The 16,702-nt window shown below is 74.6% G+C and carries 19 protein-coding genes; 13 read left to right on the top strand and 6 right to left on the bottom strand.

What is annotated here, in order from left to right:
- Position 1: 1 nt before the first annotated feature.
- Positions 2 to 2,512, bottom strand: coding sequence for a penicillin-binding protein (locus tag NP048_RS16095; protein WP_227576632.1), 2,511 nt, complete (start codon positions 2,510 to 2,512; stop codon positions 2 to 4).
- A 238-nt stretch (positions 2,513 to 2,750) separates the two neighbouring features.
- Between NP048_RS16095 and NP048_RS16090 the strand changes: the two genes are divergently transcribed.
- Genes NP048_RS16090 through NP048_RS16080 form a run of 3 tightly spaced genes read left to right on the top strand, consistent with a single transcriptional unit; the run spans position 2,751 to position 3,736 of the window.
- Entirely contained in the window at positions 2,751 to 3,023 is a 273-nt protein-coding gene (locus tag NP048_RS16090; RefSeq protein ID WP_227576657.1) for a WhiB family transcriptional regulator, read from the top strand.
- Positions 3,024 to 3,074: 51 nt separating this feature from the next.
- Positions 3,075 to 3,236 carry a Sp36 family protein gene (gene sp36 / locus NP048_RS16085; RefSeq protein ID WP_227576631.1) on the top strand — a complete coding sequence of 54 codons (162 nt, stop codon included), beginning with the start codon at positions 3,075 to 3,077 and terminating at the stop codon, positions 3,234 to 3,236.
- Positions 3,233 to 3,736 carry a RidA family protein gene (locus NP048_RS16080; RefSeq protein ID WP_227576630.1) on the top strand — a complete coding sequence of 168 codons (504 nt, stop codon included), beginning with the start codon at positions 3,233 to 3,235 and terminating at the stop codon, positions 3,734 to 3,736. Before sp36 ends, NP048_RS16080 begins: the two co-directional genes overlap by 4 nt.
- A 54-nt stretch (positions 3,737 to 3,790) precedes the next feature.
- Here the strand turns inward: NP048_RS16080 and NP048_RS16075 are convergent, their stop codons facing one another.
- Positions 3,791 to 4,468 (bottom strand): Crp/Fnr family transcriptional regulator, encoded by a 678-nt coding sequence (locus NP048_RS16075; protein WP_284439706.1) that lies wholly within the window; start codon positions 4,466 to 4,468, stop codon positions 3,791 to 3,793.
- 172 nt (positions 4,469 to 4,640) lie between these two features.
- Positions 4,641 to 5,054 carry a hypothetical protein gene (locus NP048_RS16070; protein WP_227576629.1) on the bottom strand — a complete coding sequence of 138 codons (414 nt, stop codon included), beginning with the start codon at positions 5,052 to 5,054 and terminating at the stop codon, positions 4,641 to 4,643.
- A gap of 127 nt (positions 5,055 to 5,181) precedes the next feature.
- On the opposite strand from NP048_RS16070, the gene nth reads away from it, so the two are divergent.
- A complete protein-coding gene (gene nth / locus NP048_RS16065) occupies positions 5,182 to 5,880 on the top strand; it encodes an endonuclease III (RefSeq protein ID WP_256769319.1) in 699 nt (232 codons plus the stop codon).
- On the opposite strand, the gene NP048_RS16060 is transcribed toward nth, so the two are convergent.
- The 3 genes from NP048_RS16060 to NP048_RS16050 form a co-directional block, all read right to left on the bottom strand.
- On the bottom strand, positions 5,870 to 6,799 hold the full coding sequence (locus tag NP048_RS16060) for an alpha/beta fold hydrolase (protein ID WP_227576628.1): 930 nt from the start codon (positions 6,797 to 6,799) through the stop codon (positions 5,870 to 5,872). The genes nth and NP048_RS16060 overlap by 11 nt on opposite strands.
- Positions 6,800 to 6,838: 39 nt before the next feature.
- Positions 6,839 to 8,131, bottom strand: coding sequence for a Na+/H+ antiporter NhaA (gene nhaA, locus NP048_RS16055; protein WP_227576627.1), 1,293 nt, complete (start codon positions 8,129 to 8,131; stop codon positions 6,839 to 6,841).
- A 122-nt stretch (positions 8,132 to 8,253) separates the two neighbouring features.
- On the bottom strand, positions 8,254 to 8,979 hold the full coding sequence (locus NP048_RS16050; protein WP_227576626.1) for a winged helix-turn-helix transcriptional regulator: 726 nt from the start codon (positions 8,977 to 8,979) through the stop codon (positions 8,254 to 8,256).
- Positions 8,980 to 9,187: 208 nt separating this feature from the next.
- On the opposite strand from NP048_RS16050, the gene NP048_RS16045 reads away from it, so the two are divergent.
- From NP048_RS16045 to NP048_RS16005, 9 genes are all read left to right on the top strand, one after another.
- Entirely contained in the window at positions 9,188 to 9,922 is a 735-nt protein-coding gene (locus NP048_RS16045) for a hypothetical protein (RefSeq protein WP_227576625.1), read from the top strand.
- Between the two features lie 257 nt (positions 9,923 to 10,179).
- A complete protein-coding gene (locus NP048_RS16040) occupies positions 10,180 to 10,800 on the top strand; it encodes a heme-binding beta-barrel domain-containing protein (protein ID WP_227576624.1) in 621 nt (206 codons plus the stop codon).
- Between the two features lies 1 nt (position 10,801).
- Positions 10,802 to 12,001: a CAF17-like 4Fe-4S cluster assembly/insertion protein YgfZ gene (gene ygfZ / locus NP048_RS16035; protein ID WP_227576623.1), complete on the top strand. Its 1,200-nt coding sequence runs from the start codon at positions 10,802 to 10,804 to the stop codon at positions 11,999 to 12,001.
- Positions 12,002 to 12,020: 19 nt separating this feature from the next.
- Complete coding sequence (locus NP048_RS16030) at positions 12,021 to 13,145, top strand: FUSC family protein (protein ID WP_227576622.1); 1,125 nt, start codon at positions 12,021 to 12,023, stop codon at positions 13,143 to 13,145.
- 39 nt (positions 13,146 to 13,184) lie between these two features.
- On the top strand, positions 13,185 to 13,523 hold the full coding sequence (locus tag NP048_RS16025) for a DUF2516 family protein (RefSeq protein WP_227576621.1): 339 nt from the start codon (positions 13,185 to 13,187) through the stop codon (positions 13,521 to 13,523).
- Positions 13,517 to 14,503 (top strand): asparaginase, encoded by a 987-nt coding sequence (locus tag NP048_RS16020; protein ID WP_372456812.1) that lies wholly within the window; start codon positions 13,517 to 13,519, stop codon positions 14,501 to 14,503. The genes NP048_RS16025 and NP048_RS16020 overlap by 7 nt, the downstream gene beginning before the upstream one ends.
- Before the next feature lie 13 nt (positions 14,504 to 14,516).
- Entirely contained in the window at positions 14,517 to 14,954 is a 438-nt protein-coding gene (gene dtd, locus NP048_RS16015; protein WP_227576619.1) for a D-aminoacyl-tRNA deacylase, read from the top strand.
- 380 nt (positions 14,955 to 15,334) lie between these two features.
- Positions 15,335 to 15,862 carry an O-acetyl-ADP-ribose deacetylase gene (locus NP048_RS16010; protein ID WP_227576618.1) on the top strand — a complete coding sequence of 176 codons (528 nt, stop codon included), beginning with the start codon at positions 15,335 to 15,337 and terminating at the stop codon, positions 15,860 to 15,862.
- Between the two features lie 75 nt (positions 15,863 to 15,937).
- On the top strand, positions 15,938 to 16,699 hold the full coding sequence (locus NP048_RS16005) for a PIG-L deacetylase family protein (protein WP_227576617.1): 762 nt from the start codon (positions 15,938 to 15,940) through the stop codon (positions 16,697 to 16,699).
- The last annotated feature ends 3 nt before the right edge of the window (positions 16,700 to 16,702 follow it).

Raw genomic sequence — 16,702 nt, 5'->3', positions numbered from 1 at the left:
ATCAGCCGTTGCCGGGGCGGCCGTCGCCGGGCCCGCCCGGGTTGTCCCCGCGGGGACCCCCGCCCGGGAGGCCCGGCAACCCGCCGGGGCCTGGATCCTGCTGCGGCTGCCCGGCCGACAGCTTCAGCGTGATGGTCGAGCCCTTGGTGGCCGTCGTGGGGGACTGCTCCGCGACGGTCCCGGCCGGGTACGCGGACGGCACCTGCTCCGCGATCGCCACCTGGAACCCGCGGCCCTCCAGCGTCTGACGCGCCTGCTGCTCGTTCTGCCCGAGCACCGACGGGACGGGCACCCGCTCGCCGTAGAGCTCACGTTCGGTGGGGCTCGCGAAACCGGGGTTCTCGGCACCGGCGAGGGTCTGCACCATGAACCGCTTCCAGGTCGGCGCGGCGATCGACGAGCCGTACGGGCCCGAGCCCCGGCCGTAGTAGGTGCCGGCGATCGTCTCGCGGCTCATCGAGCGCGTGCCCTCGCTGTACCCGACCCACACGGCGGTCGCCCGCAGCGGCGTGTAGCCGACGAACCAGTTGTGCTCGTTGTACGTCGTGGTCCCGGTCTTGCCGGCGGCGGGGAACGGCGGGGCGCCGACGGAGCGGGCGGTGCCCGACCACACGTTGCTCAGCGCGTAGTTCATCGCCGAGGCGTACCGCGGGTCGATCGCGTTGGTCTGGCAGTCGGCCGTCGGGACCGGGAGCGACTCGCCCTGCGCGTTGATCACGCTGGTGATGGCGATCGGCTTGCAGTACGTACCGTTGGACGCGAACGTCGCGTAGGCGGCAGCCATCTGCAGGGGCGAGGTCGACTGCGACCCGAGGACGTTGCCGGGGACCGCGTCGAACGGGACGTCCCCCCTGGGGGTGTTGGTCTGCGTGTCCATCTCGGCGGGGTTGCCGGCCTTGGTGACGCCCAGCGCCGCGGCCCCGTTGTTGATGGCGCAGAGGTCCATCTGGTGCGCCATGGCGACGAACGCCGAGTTCACGGAGTTCTTCGTCGCGTCGAGGACGGTCTGACGGATCGCCTTGCCGCCCTCGGAGTTGCCGAACGGGAACTGCCCGCTGCCGAGCTGGTAGCAGGACGCGGTGAACTCACGGGTGTTGTAGGAGAGTCGGGTGCCGTCGACGGTCTCGTTCAGGGCGTGCCCCTGCTTGAGCCACTCGAGCAGGGTGAAGACCTTGTACGTCGAGCCCGGGGGGAACCCGCCCGAGCCGCCGTACCGGAAGCTGGTGTTGAAGTTGACCGACGTCTCGCCGGGGTTCTGGTCCTTGAGCGCGGAGTAGATGCGGTTCTGCGCCATCGCCGTGATCTCACCCGTCCCGGGCTTGACGGAGACGATCGAGCTCGAGACGCCCGAGGGGTCGTCGACCGGGACGCCGTTCTTCACCTCGGCGTCGGCGATGGCCTGCTCGCCGGGCACGATCGTGGTGGTGATCGTCAGGCCGCCCTTGTAGAGGAGGTTCATGCGGTCGCGCGACGTCTCGCCGAACGCGGGGTCGTTGGCGATCACCTTGGTGACGTAGTCGCAGAAGAACCCGGCTCCGGGCACCGTCTCGTTCGCGCTCATGCACCCCTGGCTCAGCTTCGAGACGTTGAGCGTCGCCTCGACGGGCGTCGCGATCCCGTTGTCGTACTCCTCCGGGGTGATGTAGCCGAGCTCGCGCATGTCCTTGAGGACCTGGTCGCGACGCTTCTTGGAGTCGACGTACCGCGCGGCGTCCTCCTCCGGGGTCTCGTTCGCGCGTCCCACCGGGTCCCACCGCGTCGGTGACTGGGTGATCCCGGCGATGGTGGCGGCCTCGAGGTAGTTGACGTCCTTCGCGGACTTGCTGAAGAAGTACCGCGCCGCGGACTCGACGCCGTACACCGAGGAGCCGAAGGCGGCGATGTTGAGGTACTTCTCGAGGATCTCGTCCTTGGTCATCGTCTTCTCGAGCGTGATGGCGATCTTCGCCTCGCGCAGCTTGCGCGCGATGCCCGGGGCGCCGTCGTTCTCCCTGGCCTCCTGCCGCAGCCTCATGCGCTCCGTCTCGTCGTCCGCGCGCTCCGCCGCGTCGAGGAAGACGTTCTTCACGTACTGCTGCGTGAGCGTCGAGGCGCCCTGCTTCTGGCCCGCCAGGCTGGCGACCGCGGCGCGGAGCATGGCGGCCGGGTCGACGCCGGAGTGCTCGTAGAACCGGCGGTCCTCGACCGCGATGACGGCCTGCCGCATGATCGGGGCGATCTCGGAGAGCGGCACGACGATGCGGTTCTGGTCCCAGAACGTCGCGAGGAGCGTCCCGTCCGCCGCGAGGATCTCGGACTTCTCCGGCAACGGCTGCTGCTGGATCTCGCTGGGCAGGTCGTCGAACGCCGTCACGGTCATGCCCGTGAGGCCGTTCGCCACCGCCACCCCGGGCAGCACGAGGCCGGCGGTGAGGACACCACCGATCCCGGCGACGAGGGAGAAGGAGAGCAGCAGGGCCAGAGCCTGGACGGCGCTGATCCTGCGTCCGCGCGAGCGGGCAGGGTTCGGCATGCCGCCAGGGTACCGGGGGCAGCTCATCCGGGAAGAGGGGGACGACTGTCCCGTGCGTGTCCTCCACGCGACCTGCACACGGCAGGCAGAGGGCCGTTCGGCGGAATAGACCCGTCTGGGGTCTCGTCAGGACCTCCCCCGTGCCGATACGGTCACGGCGGCGACACGCAGGGAGAGACACGCGGAGGAACACGTGGCAGGCCTGGGGGCACAGGACTACGAGGGGCACTGGACCGCGATGGCGGCGTGCGGTCAGGGCAAGCAGGCGCCCGATGCGCTGTTCGTCGAGGGCGCCGCACAGCGGGAGGCCCGCGCGGTCTGCCAGGGCTGCCCCGTGCGCCTCGACTGCCTCGCCGACGCCCTGGACAGCCGCGCCGACTTCGGCGTCTGGGGCGGTATGACCGAGCGCGAGCGGCGAGCACTGCTGCGGCGCCGTCCCGACGTCGTGTCCTGGCGGACCGAGCTGGTGGGCAGCGAGCCGACGCTCGTCGCCCTCGGGGGGCTCGTGTGAGCGCTTCCACGTCCGGCGCGCACCGCTGAGCCTCCCCACTAGGGTGGGCGCATGTCGACCCAGTGGGAGTACGCGACCGTTCCGCTCATCATCCACGCCACCAAGGCGATCCTCGATCAGTGGGGATCCGACGGCTGGGAGCTCGTGACCGTCATCCAGGGTCCCGACGCCGGCCTCGTGGCGTACCTCAAGCGACCGAAGCCGGTCATGTGAGCGGCGCCGAGGGTCGCGTCGCCGCACGCCTGGCCGAGCTGGGCCTGACCCTGCCGGCCGCAGCGGCACCGCTCGCCGCCTACGTCCCCGCCGTCCGCAGCGGCGCGCACGTCTGGACGTCCGGTCAGCTGCCGTTCGTCGAGGGCGTCATGCCGACCACCGGCAAGGTCGGTGGCGGGCTGGACGCCGAGACGGCCACCACGCTCGCGCGCACGGCCGCGCTCAACGCGTTGGCGGCCGTGGGCGCGCTCCTCGCGTCCGAGGGCCCGGTCACCGACCCGGCGACGGCGCTCGACCGGGTGCGGCGGGTCGTCAAGGTCGTCGGGTTCGTCGCGAGCGACCCGGCGTTCACCGGTCAGCCCGCGGTGGTCAACGGCGCGAGCCTGCTGCTGCACGAGGTCTTCGGGGAGGCCGGCGTCCACGCGCGCTCGGCCGTGGGCGTCGCGGCCCTGCCGCTCGACGCGGCGGTCGAGATCGAGCTGGTCGTCGAGGTCGACTGACACGGCAGGTCCGGGCGCGGTGATGTGCCCGGACCGGCCGGACCGCCGGACGCCTCAGCGGGCCCGGCGCTCCAGGCGGTCGACGTCCAGCAGGACCACGGCACGGCCCTCACGTCGCACCCAGCCGCGAGCGGCGAAGTCCGCGAGGGCCTTGTTGACGGTCTCTCGCGACGCGCCGACGAGCTGCGCGAGCTCCTCCTGCGTCAGGTCGTGCGCCACGCGGATGCCCTCGTCGACCTGCTGGCCGAACCGCGTCGACAGGTCGAGCAGCGCCTTGGCGACACGCCCCGGCACATCGGAGAAGACCAGGTCGGCCAGCGCCTCGTTGGTCCGACGCAGGCGCCGCGCCAGTGCCTGGAGCAGGTGCTCGGCGACCGTCGGCTTGTCGGCGAGCCACGTGATGAGGTCCCGGTGGCCCAGCTCGAGCACGACGGCGTCGGCGACGACCGTCGCGGTCGCGGTGCGCGGGCCCGGGTCGAACAGCGACAGCTCGCCGAACATCTCGCCGGGGCCGAGCACGGCCAGGAGGTTCTCGCGCCCGTCGTTCGACCGACGGCCCAGCTTGATCTTGCCGTCGCGCACCAGGAAGAGCCGGTCGCCCGGCTCGCCCTCGTGGAAAAGCACGTCACCTCGCGCGGCGTCGAGCACCTTCATCGAGTCGATGAGTGCCCGGGACGACTCCTCGTCCATGCCTGCGAACAGTGGCGCCGTCAGCACGATGTCCTCCGCCACGGCGGTCCTTCCCCTCTTCCCGCGATCGAGCGCGGGCGCGCGTCGTGTCCGGCGGCAGGGCCGGACCCTCGCCGTCCAGTCTGCCCCATCCCGGTCCCCCCGCGCGGCGGCGCGACGGTGCGGGTGCCCGGCGCACGTCGCCGGGGCACCGGCGGACGTCGCACCGGCGTCGTCATACGCCGTCGGCGACCGCCGTGCGGGTTCGCAGCACTGCTCCCGGGTCGTCGGCGATGCGCTCGACGAGCCGCAGCGTCGCACGCTCGATGGCCTCCGCGACCCCGGTCTCGTAGGTGGCGAGCCGCTGGTCCAAGGCCCACAGCGCGGGCAGCAGGCCGGCCTCGCGTCCGGGGTCGGCGTCGGGGAGCGCCGCGCGCAGGTCGCCGGCTCGGGGGACCTCCAGGCACACGTCGAGCGGCAGGATGAACGCGACGTCCTCACCCAGCGGGCCGGGCCCGGCGGCGCCCGCGACGGCGAGGTCCATGCGTGCCCGCACGACACGACGCCACCAGTCGACCCGTTCCCGCTCGGCACGCAGCGCGCGGCGCTCCAGCCGGAGGTGGTGCAGGGGTTCGTCGGGCGACGTCACACTGCTTGTTCGGCTCAGCGCGGGTGCCGCTTGACCGATGGGTCGAGAACCTGACGGTCGGTTCACCCGGCAGGAGCAACCTCCCCGCCCGGCCGTGGCTGTCGGCACGGGCACGTAGGCTCGCGCCGTGGACGCCACTGTGCAGGAGAGCCAGCTCGCCCGAACCAGGCGCGCCCGACGGGTCGACCGGATGCTGGCCGAGAGGTACCCCGACGCGCGGTGCGAGCTGGACTTCCGCAACCCGCTCGAGCTGCTGATCGCGACCGTGCTGTCCGCGCAGACCACCGACGTGCGCGTGAACGCCACGACGCCCGAGGTCTTCGACCGGTGGCCCGACGCCGCGGCGATGGCCGGTGCGGACCTGCGGGACCTCGAAGACGTGCTGCACCCCGTGGGGTTCTACCGCGCCAAGGCGCAGTCGGTCGTCGGCATCGGTGCCGCTCTCGTCGAGCGCTTCGGCGGGCAGGTGCCGCGCAGGCTCGAGGACCTGGTGACCCTGCCGGGGGTGGGCCGCAAGACCGCGAACGTGGTGCTCGGCAACGCGTTCGGAGTGCCCGGCATCACCGTCGACACCCATGTCCAGCGGCTGGCGCTGCGGCTCGGCTACACGACGAGCGAGGACCCCGTCGTCATCGAGGCCGACCTCGGTGCGCTGCTGGAGAAGCGGGAGTGGACGATGGCGTCCCACCGACTGATCTTCCACGGGCGGCGGACCTGCTTCGCCCGGCGTCCCGCGTGCGGCGCGTGCCCCGTCGCCGCGCTCTGCCCGTCGGCGGGCATCGGCGAGACGGACCCCGAGCGGGCCGCCGCGATGCTCAAGGGCTGACGGGCTCGACCTCGGCCAGCCAGTCCACGAGCAGCTCACCGACCAGGCCCGGGGCCTGGTCCGTGAGGTAGTGCCCGGCGTTGTGCATCAGCTCCAAGCGGTACGGCCGCGCGACCGTCGCCGTGGCCGGCCGCAGCGCCGCCGACGACGCCGGACGCAGCCCGTCACGCAGGCCGTGGACCTGCAGCACCGGCACCGGTCGCGCCGCACGCAGGACCGCCCGGTACCGGCGGCCGTCCGGCCGCGGCGTGGAGCGGACGAGCCACCGCACCTGCTCGAGCTGGCTGTGCGCCGCGAACGGCACGCGTGCCGCCCGGCGGTACGTCGCGACCGCTTCCCGCCCCGGCAGCCCCGGGACCCCGCCCCAGTGCGTGAGCATCCGGTCCACGAGGTCGCCGCGCACCATCGCCTGCTCCGGCAGTGACGGCAGCTGGGCGAACGCGACGAGCCCCGCCGCGGCCGGTCCGGGCGGTGTGCGGGGCACCGCGAACGCGTCGAGCGGGTGCGGCGCACCCAGCACGGCCAGCGCCTGCACCACGGCAGGGTGGTACGCGGCGGTGGCCCAGGCGACGTCGCCCCCGGTCCCGGCCCCGACGACGACCGCGGACCCCGCCCCCAGGGAGCGCACGACACCGGCCACGTCCGCGGCGAGGGTCGGCACGTCGTACCCCTGGGGGGGCTTGTCCGACGCGCCCGTGCCGCGCAGGTCCATCGCGGCGACGCGGTAGCCGGCCGCGGCCAGCACGGGCATCTGGTGGCGCCAGGCCCACCACAGCTGCGGGACGCCGTGCAGGAGCAGCACGAGGGGCGCGTCCTGGTCGCCTGCGACAGTGACGTGGAACCGAGCGCCGTTGGCGGTCACGAAGCGGTGCTGCCAGGGTCCCTCGATGAGGAGCGACGCTGCGTCGACGGGTGTCATCAGTGGCAACCTACCGGGTCGTCGCCGGTCGGAGGTGACTCACGACGCGCCCGGACGTGCAGCGTGGACGCGTCCGCGCCACGACAGGACGGCACCACCGCCGAGCGCGGCGATCAGGGACGCCGCGAGGACGCCCACGACGACCTGGTCGTCGAGCACCGTCCCGGTACCGAACGCGAGCGATCCCACCAGCAGGGAGACGGTGAAGCCGATCCCCCCGAGCAGGCCGACGCCGATCACGTCCCACCAGCCGAGCCCGGGCGCGAGCCGCGCCCGCGTGAACCGTGCGACGAGGAACGTCGCGAGCGTGATGCCCAGCGGCTTGCCGAGGACGAGCCCCAGGACCACGCCGAGGCCCACGGGCTCGGTGAACGTCGCGCCGATCGTGGCGACCTCGACCGTGACGCCCGCCGCGAACAGCGCGAAGACCGGCACGGCGAACCCGGCGGACACGGGCCGCCACAGGTGCTCGTAGTGCTCGGCGAGCGAGTGGTCCGCGTGCTCGTCGGGCGCGGCACCCGGTGCCCGGGACGCCGGGGCGGCGGACCCCGGTGCGGCGGGCACCGCGAACCCGATCAGCACGCCGGCGATCGTCGCGTGGACCCCGGACGCGTGCAGCAGCGCCCACGCCGCGAGCGCGAGCGGGACCAGCAGGAACGGCGTGCGCACACCCCGCCGCAGGGCGAGGGCGAACAGGGCGACGCATCCGAACGACCCGAGCAGCAGCCCGAGCGTCACCGAGTCGGTGTACCCGACCGCGATGATGATGATCGCGAGCAGGTCGTCCACGACCGCGAGGGTCAGCAGGAAGGCCCGCAGTGCGACGGGCAGGCCGCGCCCGACGATCGCGAGCACGCCCACCGCGAACGCGATGTCCGTGGCCGTCGGGACCGCCCAGCCCTGCGGGGCGCCACCGGGCATCGCGGCGTTGACGGCGAGGTAGATCCCCGCCGGGACCACCATGCCGCCGACCGCGGCCGCCGCGGGCAGGGCCGCCGTGGCCACGTGCCGGAGCTCACCGACGGTGATCTCGCGCTTGAGCTCGAGGCCGACGACGAAGAAGAAGATGGCGAGCAGCCCGTCGGCGGCCCAGTGCGCGAGGTCGAGGTCCAGGTGCAGGGCGGCCGGGCCGACGACCGTCCCGCTGACCGCCCGGTACGACTCGGGCGCCAGGTTGGCCCACAGGAGTGCGGCCAGCGCACCGAGCAGCAGCAGCACGCCACCCGTGCGCTCGTCGCGCAGCGTGTCGGCGAAGTTGCGCTCACCGCCGGGGCTCAGCCGGGAGAACAGCGTGCGCGCGGGGCGCTCGGGGGCAGGGGAGTCCGTGGGCACAGGCGTACCTCTCGAGGGAGGGGTCGGTCGGGTCGTTGCCGACCAGACTTCCCGGCGCACCGGTCGTCGATCCTACCCGCCAGGTGCGGCGCCGCCCGCGCGAGGCGGTGCCGGCCACGTGATCAGGCGCCCGCGGGCTCCGGGACGTCCGTGCGGTCGTCCGCGGCGCGGCGGTCCTTCGGAGGGTCGAACCGGTAACCCACGTTGCGGACCGTGCCGATGAGCTGCTCGTGCTCCGGGCCCAGTTTCGCCCGCAGGCGACGCACGTGCACGTCGACGGTGCGCGTGCCCCCGTAGTAGTCGTAGCCCCAGACCTCCTGCAGCAGCTGCGCACGCGTGAACACGCGGCCAGGGTGCTGGACGAGGTACTTGAGGAGCTCGAACTCCTTGTAGGTCAGGTCCAGGGGGCGCCCGCGCAGGCGGGCGGTGTACCCGCCCGCGTCGATCGTCAGCTCACCCGACGAGATCTCCTGCGGGGCGTCGTCGTAGGACGCCGCCGCGGCGTGCTCCATGACGAGCCGGAAACGCGTCTCGACCTCGGCCGGCGTCGCGTGCTCGAGGATGATGTCGTTCGCGCCCCACTCGGCCGTGACGACGGTCAGGCCGCCCTCGGTGAGCACGAGGACCAGGGGCACCGTCAGACCCGTGGCGCGCAGCAGGCGGCACGTGGTGCGCGCGGTGACGAGGTCGCGGCGTGCGTCGAGCACGACGATGTCCGCGTCCGGGGCGTCCACGAGAGCGGACGGTTCGACAGGGAGGACCCTGACGCGGTGGGACAGGAGCCCCAACGCGGGTAGCACCTGTGCCGAACCCCCGGACGCAGGCGTGAGCAGCAGCAGATCCGCCACCGGCGTCACCTCCTGGCTGAGAGTGGGCACACGTTACCGCGTGGTTCGCTCGGGTCGTGCCGCCGCCCACGCGAGGCCCCCGTCCGGGTGCAGGTCGGGAGTCGACCCCGGGGTCTGCGAGAATCGCCCGCGTGCTTCATCACGACCGTCCGACGACCCGGCGCACCGACCGGCCGATGAGACGACTGCACGCACGACGGGGTCCGCGATGAGCGTCGAGACGCGCTCGGTCGTCACCGCCGTCCTGTCCGCCGTCGTCGCGGTGGCCGGCTACCTCGGGGTCCTGCCGCTGGCCGGTGTCAGCGCCGCGCTCGTGCTCGTGCTCGCGCTCGGCTGGCCCGGCCTGGCGGGGCTGCCCTTCAGCCCGGGTGCCGGCGCGGTCGTGGCGCTCGGCGGGCTCGGCTCGGTCGCGGCGGTCACCTTCACGCCCGAGGAGCCGTACCTGCAGCACCTGGCGCTGGTCTTCGCCGGGGCTGTCGTGCTCGCGTTCGTCAACGAGCTGCTGCGCCGCGACGGACGGCTGCGGCTGGTGGAGTCGGTCTCCGGCACCGTCACCGGCACCGTGCTGGCCGTGTGCGTCACCGGCTGGGTGGCCACGGCCCGGCTGGACGGCGGCGAGGAGCTCGTCGTCGCGGGCGCCGTGGCGCTCGCCCTGGGCTCGGCCGCGGTCGCGCTGCGCGGACGCACGTGGCTCGTCTACCTGGTCACGGTCGTGGTGCCAGCGGCCGGAGGCACGCTCGTCGGGTGGGCGCTGCCGGCCGTGCAGCTCGTCGCGGGCGCCGTGCTCGGCGTGGGCGTCGGCGTCCTCGTCACCGCCCTGCACGCCCTGTTCGACCGCTTCCCGGCACTGGTCCGGCACCTGCCCTCGCTCGCCGTCGTGGTGCTGCCGGTCACGGTCAGCGGCGTCCTGGTGTACGTCGCCGGACGCGTCTTCGCCGCCTGATCGCAGGCCACGGGACGATCCGCGCGCCCCACGTCGTTAGGATCGGTGCATGACTGCGCTCGAGGGCTTCTTCATCGGTCTGCTGGTGCTGGCCACGGGGACCATCACGTGGTTCGCCGGCTTCGTCGCCTACCGGCTGTACAAGGGCCAGCGCTGAGCCCTCGACGCTGACCTGCGTCCCGCGGGTGACCTCACGGTCGTCCGCCACCCGTGCACGTCGGCGCACCGCCGACGCACGCCCGATCCGAGGAGGCGCCGTGCCGTTCGTGCTGCCCGAGGGCCTGGCCCCCGAGGTCTACCCGCTCGCCTGGTTGGTCGGCCGCTGGCGCGGCGAAGGCGTCGTGGGCTACCCCGGCGTGGAGGAGAGCGCCTTCACGCAGGAGCTCGAGATCACCCACGACGGCGGTCCGTACCTGGCGTACCGGACCACCATCCGGCTCGTCGTCGCCCCCGACGACGCCGCGGCGATCGCCGCGGACGCAACCGCCGACCCCGGCGCGTCGGGCGACCACGACCCCGACGCACCGCCGCAGGCCGTGCCCGACGACGCCGACGCGCCCGTGTGGACGACCGAGTCCGGGTACTGGCGCGTGCCGCCGGAGCGTCCCGCGGACCTGGCGCCGGACCAGCACCCGGTGGAGCTGCTGATCGCCGACCCGGCAGGGTTCGTCGCCGTGTACGTCGGGACCACGGGCAACGGGCGCGTGGACCTCGCGTCCGACCTCATCGCGCACACCGCGACCGGTGCGGCCGTCAACGCCGGCAAGCGGCTGTACGGCATGGTCGAGGGCCAGCTGATGTGGGCGCACGACATCGCCGCCTTCGGTGAGCCGATGCAGTCGTACGCGTCCGCCCGGCTGAGCCGCGTGGACGGCTGACGTGGCCGACGTCGACGGGACGCCCGAGGCGCCCGCCCCGCGGCACCGCAGCCCGCTGCTCGCGCAGCACGGCGCGGTGCCCGCGGCCGGCGCCGACGCGGGCGTCGCGTGGCACTACGGCGACCCGACCGCCGAGCAGCGAGCCCTGGCCCGGGGCGGTGCGGTCGTCGACCAGTCGCACCTGGGCGTCGTGACGGTCACCGGCCCCGACCGGCTCACCTGGCTGCACTCCCTGACGACGCAGGACGTCGCCACGCTCCCGCCGCGCACGTCCACCGAGCTGCTCGTGCTCGACCCGCAGGGACGCGTGGAGCACGCCGTCGGTCTGGTCGACGACGGCACCACCGCGTGGCTGCTGACCGAGACGGCGCCCGCACTGGCCGCGTGGCTCGACCGGATGCGTTTCGCGCTGCGCGTCGAGGTCGCGGACGTCACCGACGACTGGGCCGCGCTCGCCGAGCCCGTCGACGCCGAGGGCGCGGACGGTGAGCCCGTGACGTGGCGCGACCCGTGGCCCCGCACGGCACCGGGCGGCACCCGCTACGGCCCCGCGGACGACGCGCACCCCGGTGCCGACCGGCGCTGGCGGCTCGTGCTCGTGCCGCGCGACCGCCTGGTCGAGGAGGTCCGCACGCGCCAGGCCGCGGGCTGGCCCCTGGTCGGCACGTGGGCGTCCGAGGCGCTGCGCGTGGAGGCGTGGCGTCCGCGCACGTCGCACGAGGTCGACGACCGCACGATCCCGCACGAGCTCGACTGGCTGCGCACCGCCGTCCACCTGCACAAGGGCTGCTACCGGGGTCAAGAGACGGTCGCGCGCGTCCACAACCTGGGCCGGCCGCCGCGTCGGCTCGTCATGCTGCACCTGGACGGGTCGGGGCACCTGGTCCCCGAGGTGGGGGCGCCCGTGCGGCTGCCCGGTGCCGCGGCACCCACGGCCGGTGGTGCCGAGGCGGCCGAGTCGGGTCGGCAGGTCGGGCAGGTCACGTCGGTGGCGCGGCACCACGAGCTGGGGCCGATCGCGCTCGCCGTCGTCAAGCGGTCCGTGCCCACGGACGCCGTCCTGCTGGTCGACTGCGACGGCGGTGCGATCGCGGCCGGCCAGGAGGTGGTCGTCGACGGCGAGGGCGTGACCCCCGACCGTCCGCCCGCCCGCGGTCCCTTGTCCCGCGGTCTCGGCCACCACCCGATGCTGGGGCCGTGAGGCACGTGGGGGCCGGGCGGTGAGCGCGGGGGCAGCGGCCGACCGGCCACGCGCGCTGCCCTCGCGGGCGACGCTGCGGCTGCACCTGCGGTCCCGCGTCCGCGCCGGCTGGGCGCGGGTGCGCTCGTCGTGGGCGCTCATCGTCCAGGCGTCGGTCGCCGCGGGTGTCGCGTACGGCATCGGCATGTACGTCTTCGGGCACGAGATGCCCTTCTTCGCGCCCGTCGCGGCGTGGCTCGCGCTCGGGTTCTCGCGCGACCGGTCGATGCGGCGCGTGGCGGAGCTCGCCGGTGGCGTCGCGATCGGTGTCGCCGCCGGGGACCTCGTCGTGCACGTCATCGGCTCCGGGATCTGGCAGATGGCGCTGGTCCTGGCGGGGTCCGCCCTGGTGGGGCGGTTCCTGGACCGTGGGCCGATGCTGACCACGCAGGCAGGGGTGCAGGCCATCGTCATCGTCGGGCTGCCGCAGATCGGCGGCGGGCCGTTCGGCCGGTGGATCGACGCCGTGGTCGGCGGGCTCGTCGCACTGGCGTTCGCGCTGCTCACCCCGACGGACCCGCGCCGGCACCCGCGTGCGCTCGCGCAGGCCGCAGTTCAGGAGCTCGCCGAGGTCCTGCGCCTGCTCGCCCGCGGGCTGCGCAGGGGGTCCGTCGAGGACGTCGAGTCGGCGTTGCTGACGGGCCGGGCGTCACAGCCGGCGCTCGACGAGTGGCGCGACGCCGCACGGTCGGCAGCCGAGCTGGCCCGCCTGGCTCCCGCGCACCGGCGGCACCGCGCCGAGCTCGAGCGGCTCGTCCACGAGTCCGTGCTGCTCGACCGCGCGATGCGCAACGCACGTGTCCTGACCCGCCGGTCCGTCGCCGCGGTGGAGGACGAGCAGGTCGTGCCGGGCCTGGCCGAGGTGGTCGAGTCCGCGGCGCTCGCCACCGACGACCTCGCCGGGTCCCTCGGCACCGGGCACGACCCGCGACCGGCGCGCGACCGCTTGCGCGCGGTCGCCCAGTCGCTCGACCCGCACGTCCTGGCACCGGGGGACTGGAAGTCCCAGTCGCTCGTGCTGCTGCTGCGCTCGCTCGTCGTGGACCTCCTCGAGGCCGCGGGTGCCGCACCCGCCGACGCGCACGCCGCCCTCCCCGAGCTCTGACGCCCGGTGCCCGCCGGGCGCGTCTCGTAGGCTCTCGTCGTGAGCATCATCGGGTCGCTGCAGCTCCTCCTGTTCTTCCTCTTCTACCTGGCGATCTTCGTGCTGTCCGTGTGGGCCCTGGTCGACTGCCTGCGGCGTCCTGCCGCGGCGTTCCTCTCCGCCGGCAAGCGGACGCGACAGTTCTGGACGTGGGTGCTCGTCGCCGCGACCGTCGTCGCGTTCATCTCGATCCCTCTGCCCGGCGTCCGGCTGCCGTTCCCCTCGTTCCTCGCCCTGATCGCGGCGGCCGCGGCGGTCATCTACCTCGTCGACGTGCGCCCGGCAGTCGCCCCCTACTCGGGCCGGCGCGGCGGCGGTCCTCCCCGGGGCGGCTGGTGAGCGTTCCCGACGTGGACCACGGCGCGGTGCCGCTCGCGCTCGTGCACCGCGGTGACCTCGTCGAGTCGGTGCACCTGGGGCACGTCGTCGTGCTGGCGCCCGACGGCTCGGTGCGCGACGCGCTGGGCGACCCGGACGTCGTGGTCTGGCCGCGGTCGTCCCTCAAGCCCGTGCAGGCCGTCGCGATGCTCGACCACGGCCTCGACGCGGCCGGGGAGGACCTCGCGCTGGTGTGCGCGAGCCACTCGGGTGAGGCAGGGCACCTGGACGTCGTGCAGCGGCTGCTGGCGGGCGCCGGGTTGACGGAGGACGACCTGCGCAACACCCCGGACTGGCCGCTGTCGCCCGAGGCCGCGTGGCTGCGCCGCGCCGCCGGCCACGGACCCGCACCGCTCACGCAGAACTGCTCCGGCAAGCACGCGGGGATGCTCGCGACGTGTCGCGCGGCCGGCTGGCCGACGGACGGCTACCTGGAGCCTGCGCACCCGCTGCAGCGTGCCGTGGTGGCGACCGCGGCGGAGCTGACGGGCGTGCCGGTCGAGCACGTCACGGTCGACGGGTGCGGCGCACCGTTGCTCTCCTCGACGCTGACGGGCCTCGCACGTGCCTTCGGGACGATCGCCGCGGCGGCCGCCCGCGGCGACGGGTCCGCGCCCGCGCGCGTGGGGCGTGCGATGGCGGCCCACCCCTGGCACGTCGGCGGGACGGGTCGCGACGTGACGGCGTTCATGGCCGCCGTGCCCGGGCTCGTCGCGAAGGACGGGGCGGACGGCGTGTACGCGGCCGGGCTCCCGGACGGCGGCGCGGTCGCGCTCAAGGTCCTCGACGGGTCCGCGCGGCCGCGTGCCGTGGTGCTGGCCGCTGCGCTGGGACTCGCGGGTGTCGACCCGGCGGCCGTCGCCGCCGTGGCGGACACCCCGGTGTTGGGGCACGGGCGACCCGTCGGTGCGGTCCGGGCGACGTTCGGTGCGCCGGCGTGAGGAGGCCGCAGCGGTGAGGGCGGTCGTGCAGCGGGTCACGCGCGCGGCCGTGCGCGTGGACGGGGAGGTCGTCGGTGCGATCGACCGGCCCGGGCTGCTCGCGCTCGTCGGTGTCACGCCGGGGGACGGGCCGGCGCAGGTCGAGCTCGTCGCCCGCAAGATCGCCGAGCTGAGGATCCTGCGCGACGAGCGCTCGGCGGTCGACGTCGGGGCGCCCGTGCTGGTCGTCAGCCAGTTCACGCTGTACGCCGACGTGCGCAAGGGGCGTCGGCCGACGTGGAACGCGGCCGCGCCGGGTGCGGTCGCCGAGCCGCTCGTCGACGCCGTCGTCGCGGCGCTGCGGGCGCGCGGCCTCGAGGTGGCGACGGGCCGCTTCGGCGCCGACATGGCCGTGGAGCTCGTCAACGACGGTCCGGTGACGATCCTGGTCGAGTCCGAGCCGACCGCCTGACGGTGCGCGCGCCGGGGTCCGGGCGATCCCTCGTCCACAGGCGTCCCGCGCTCCCGGGCGAGGTCGCGGACGGTCGCCGAAGGGCCGGTCGACGACCGTCGAGCACGGCCGCCGGAGCCCTCGGTGGAGGGGTGTTCCCGCAGGTCGACCGCTATCGGTCGACACGGTCCACCCCGTTGTAGCCGGGTCGTCGCGGTGCCGCAAGCGGCCGCGCGCGCCCGTCGTCGTCCACCGCTGTGTCCACAGGTCCGTCCACAGGTCCACCTGCGAACCCATCCGCGAGACACAGGGGTGTGGACGCAGGTTGTGGACGGGGAGGCGAAGTTTCACCCGCCGGGCCGTGCGGTGCACGACAGCTCGCGCCGGGTGAGGATGGCCCGGTGGCGATCATGACGGTCCTCGGCGACATCACGCGGCAGGACGTCGACGTCGTCGTCAACGCCGCCAACTCCACGCTGCTGGGCGGGGGCGGCGTCGACGGCGCCATCCACGCGGCGGCAGGGCCGGGACTCCTGGCCGCCTGCCGCGAGCTGCGACGCACCACGTGGCCGCAGGGCCTGCCCGTCGGCCACGCGGTCGCGACGCCGGCGTTCGACCTGCCCGCACGCTGGGTCGTCCACACCGTCGGGCCCGACCGCCACCGCGGCCAGGACGACCCCGCGCTCCTCGCGTCGTGCTTCACCGCGAGCCTCGACGTCGCCGACGGGCTGGGGGCGACGAGCATCGCGATGCCGGCCGTCGGGGCCGGGGTGTACGGGTGGGACGCCGTCCAGGCCGCCGACGTCGCGGTCGGCGCCACGCGGTCCTGGGTGGACGCCCACCCGACGACGCCGCTGACGGTCATCCGGTTCGTGCTGTTCTCCCCGCGGTTGCTCGCCGCGTTCGACGCCGCGCTCGCGCGCGGCTGACCGGGCCGCCACCCGCGTCCGCGGCCGGGCGCGTGCCGGGGTGCCGGTACCGGACGCCCGTCCTAGCGTGGGGGCATGCCGGAGTCGACGACGCTGCCGCTGCTGCCCGACGACGCGCTCACGCGTGTGCTGTGCGTCGTGGCCCACCCCGACGACCTCGAGTACGGCACGTCCGCCGCCGTCGCCGCGTGGACCGCGCGCGGCGTCGAAGTGGCGTACCTGCTGCTGACGCGTGGCGAGGCCGGCATGGACACGTCGGATCCGGCGCGGACCGCCGAGGTGCGGATGCGCGAGCAGGTCGCCGGCTCCGCGGCCGTCGGGGTCACGAAGGTCGACTTCCTCACGCACCCGGACGGCGTGCTGCAGTACGGGCTCGGGCTGCGCCGCGACATCGCCGCAGCGATCCGCCGGTTCCGTCCCGACGCCGTCCTCACCGCCACGTGGGCGCAGGAGACGTCGGTGGGCCTGAACCAGGCGGACCACCGCGCCGCCGGGCTGGCCGCCGCCGACGCCGTGCGCGACGCGGGCAACAGGTGGGTGTTCCCCGAGCTGCTCGACGCCGGGCTCGAGCCGTGCGCCGTCCGCTGGCTCCTGGTCGCGGGCGACCCGCACCCCACGCACGGGGTCGAGGTCACCGGTGAGGCGCTGCAGCGGGGGATCGCGTCGCTGGAGGCGCACCGCGAGTACCTCGCCCTGCTGCCCGGGCACCCGGCCCCGGCCGAGCTGGTCCCGGCGCTCACCGCCGCCCAGGGACGGCTGGCGGGCGTCGAGCACGCGGTGGCGCTGCGGGTCGTCGACCTGCAGGCGCCGCCACCGGTGCTCCGGCGGGAGCCCTGACCT

This window comes from Cellulomonas xiejunii, from assembly GCF_024508315.1.
Classification (GTDB): domain Bacteria; phylum Actinomycetota; class Actinomycetes; order Actinomycetales; family Cellulomonadaceae; genus Cellulomonas; species Cellulomonas xiejunii.
Note: the sequence above shows the minus strand (reverse complement) of the source record. Positions and strands in the feature narration are given on the sequence as shown.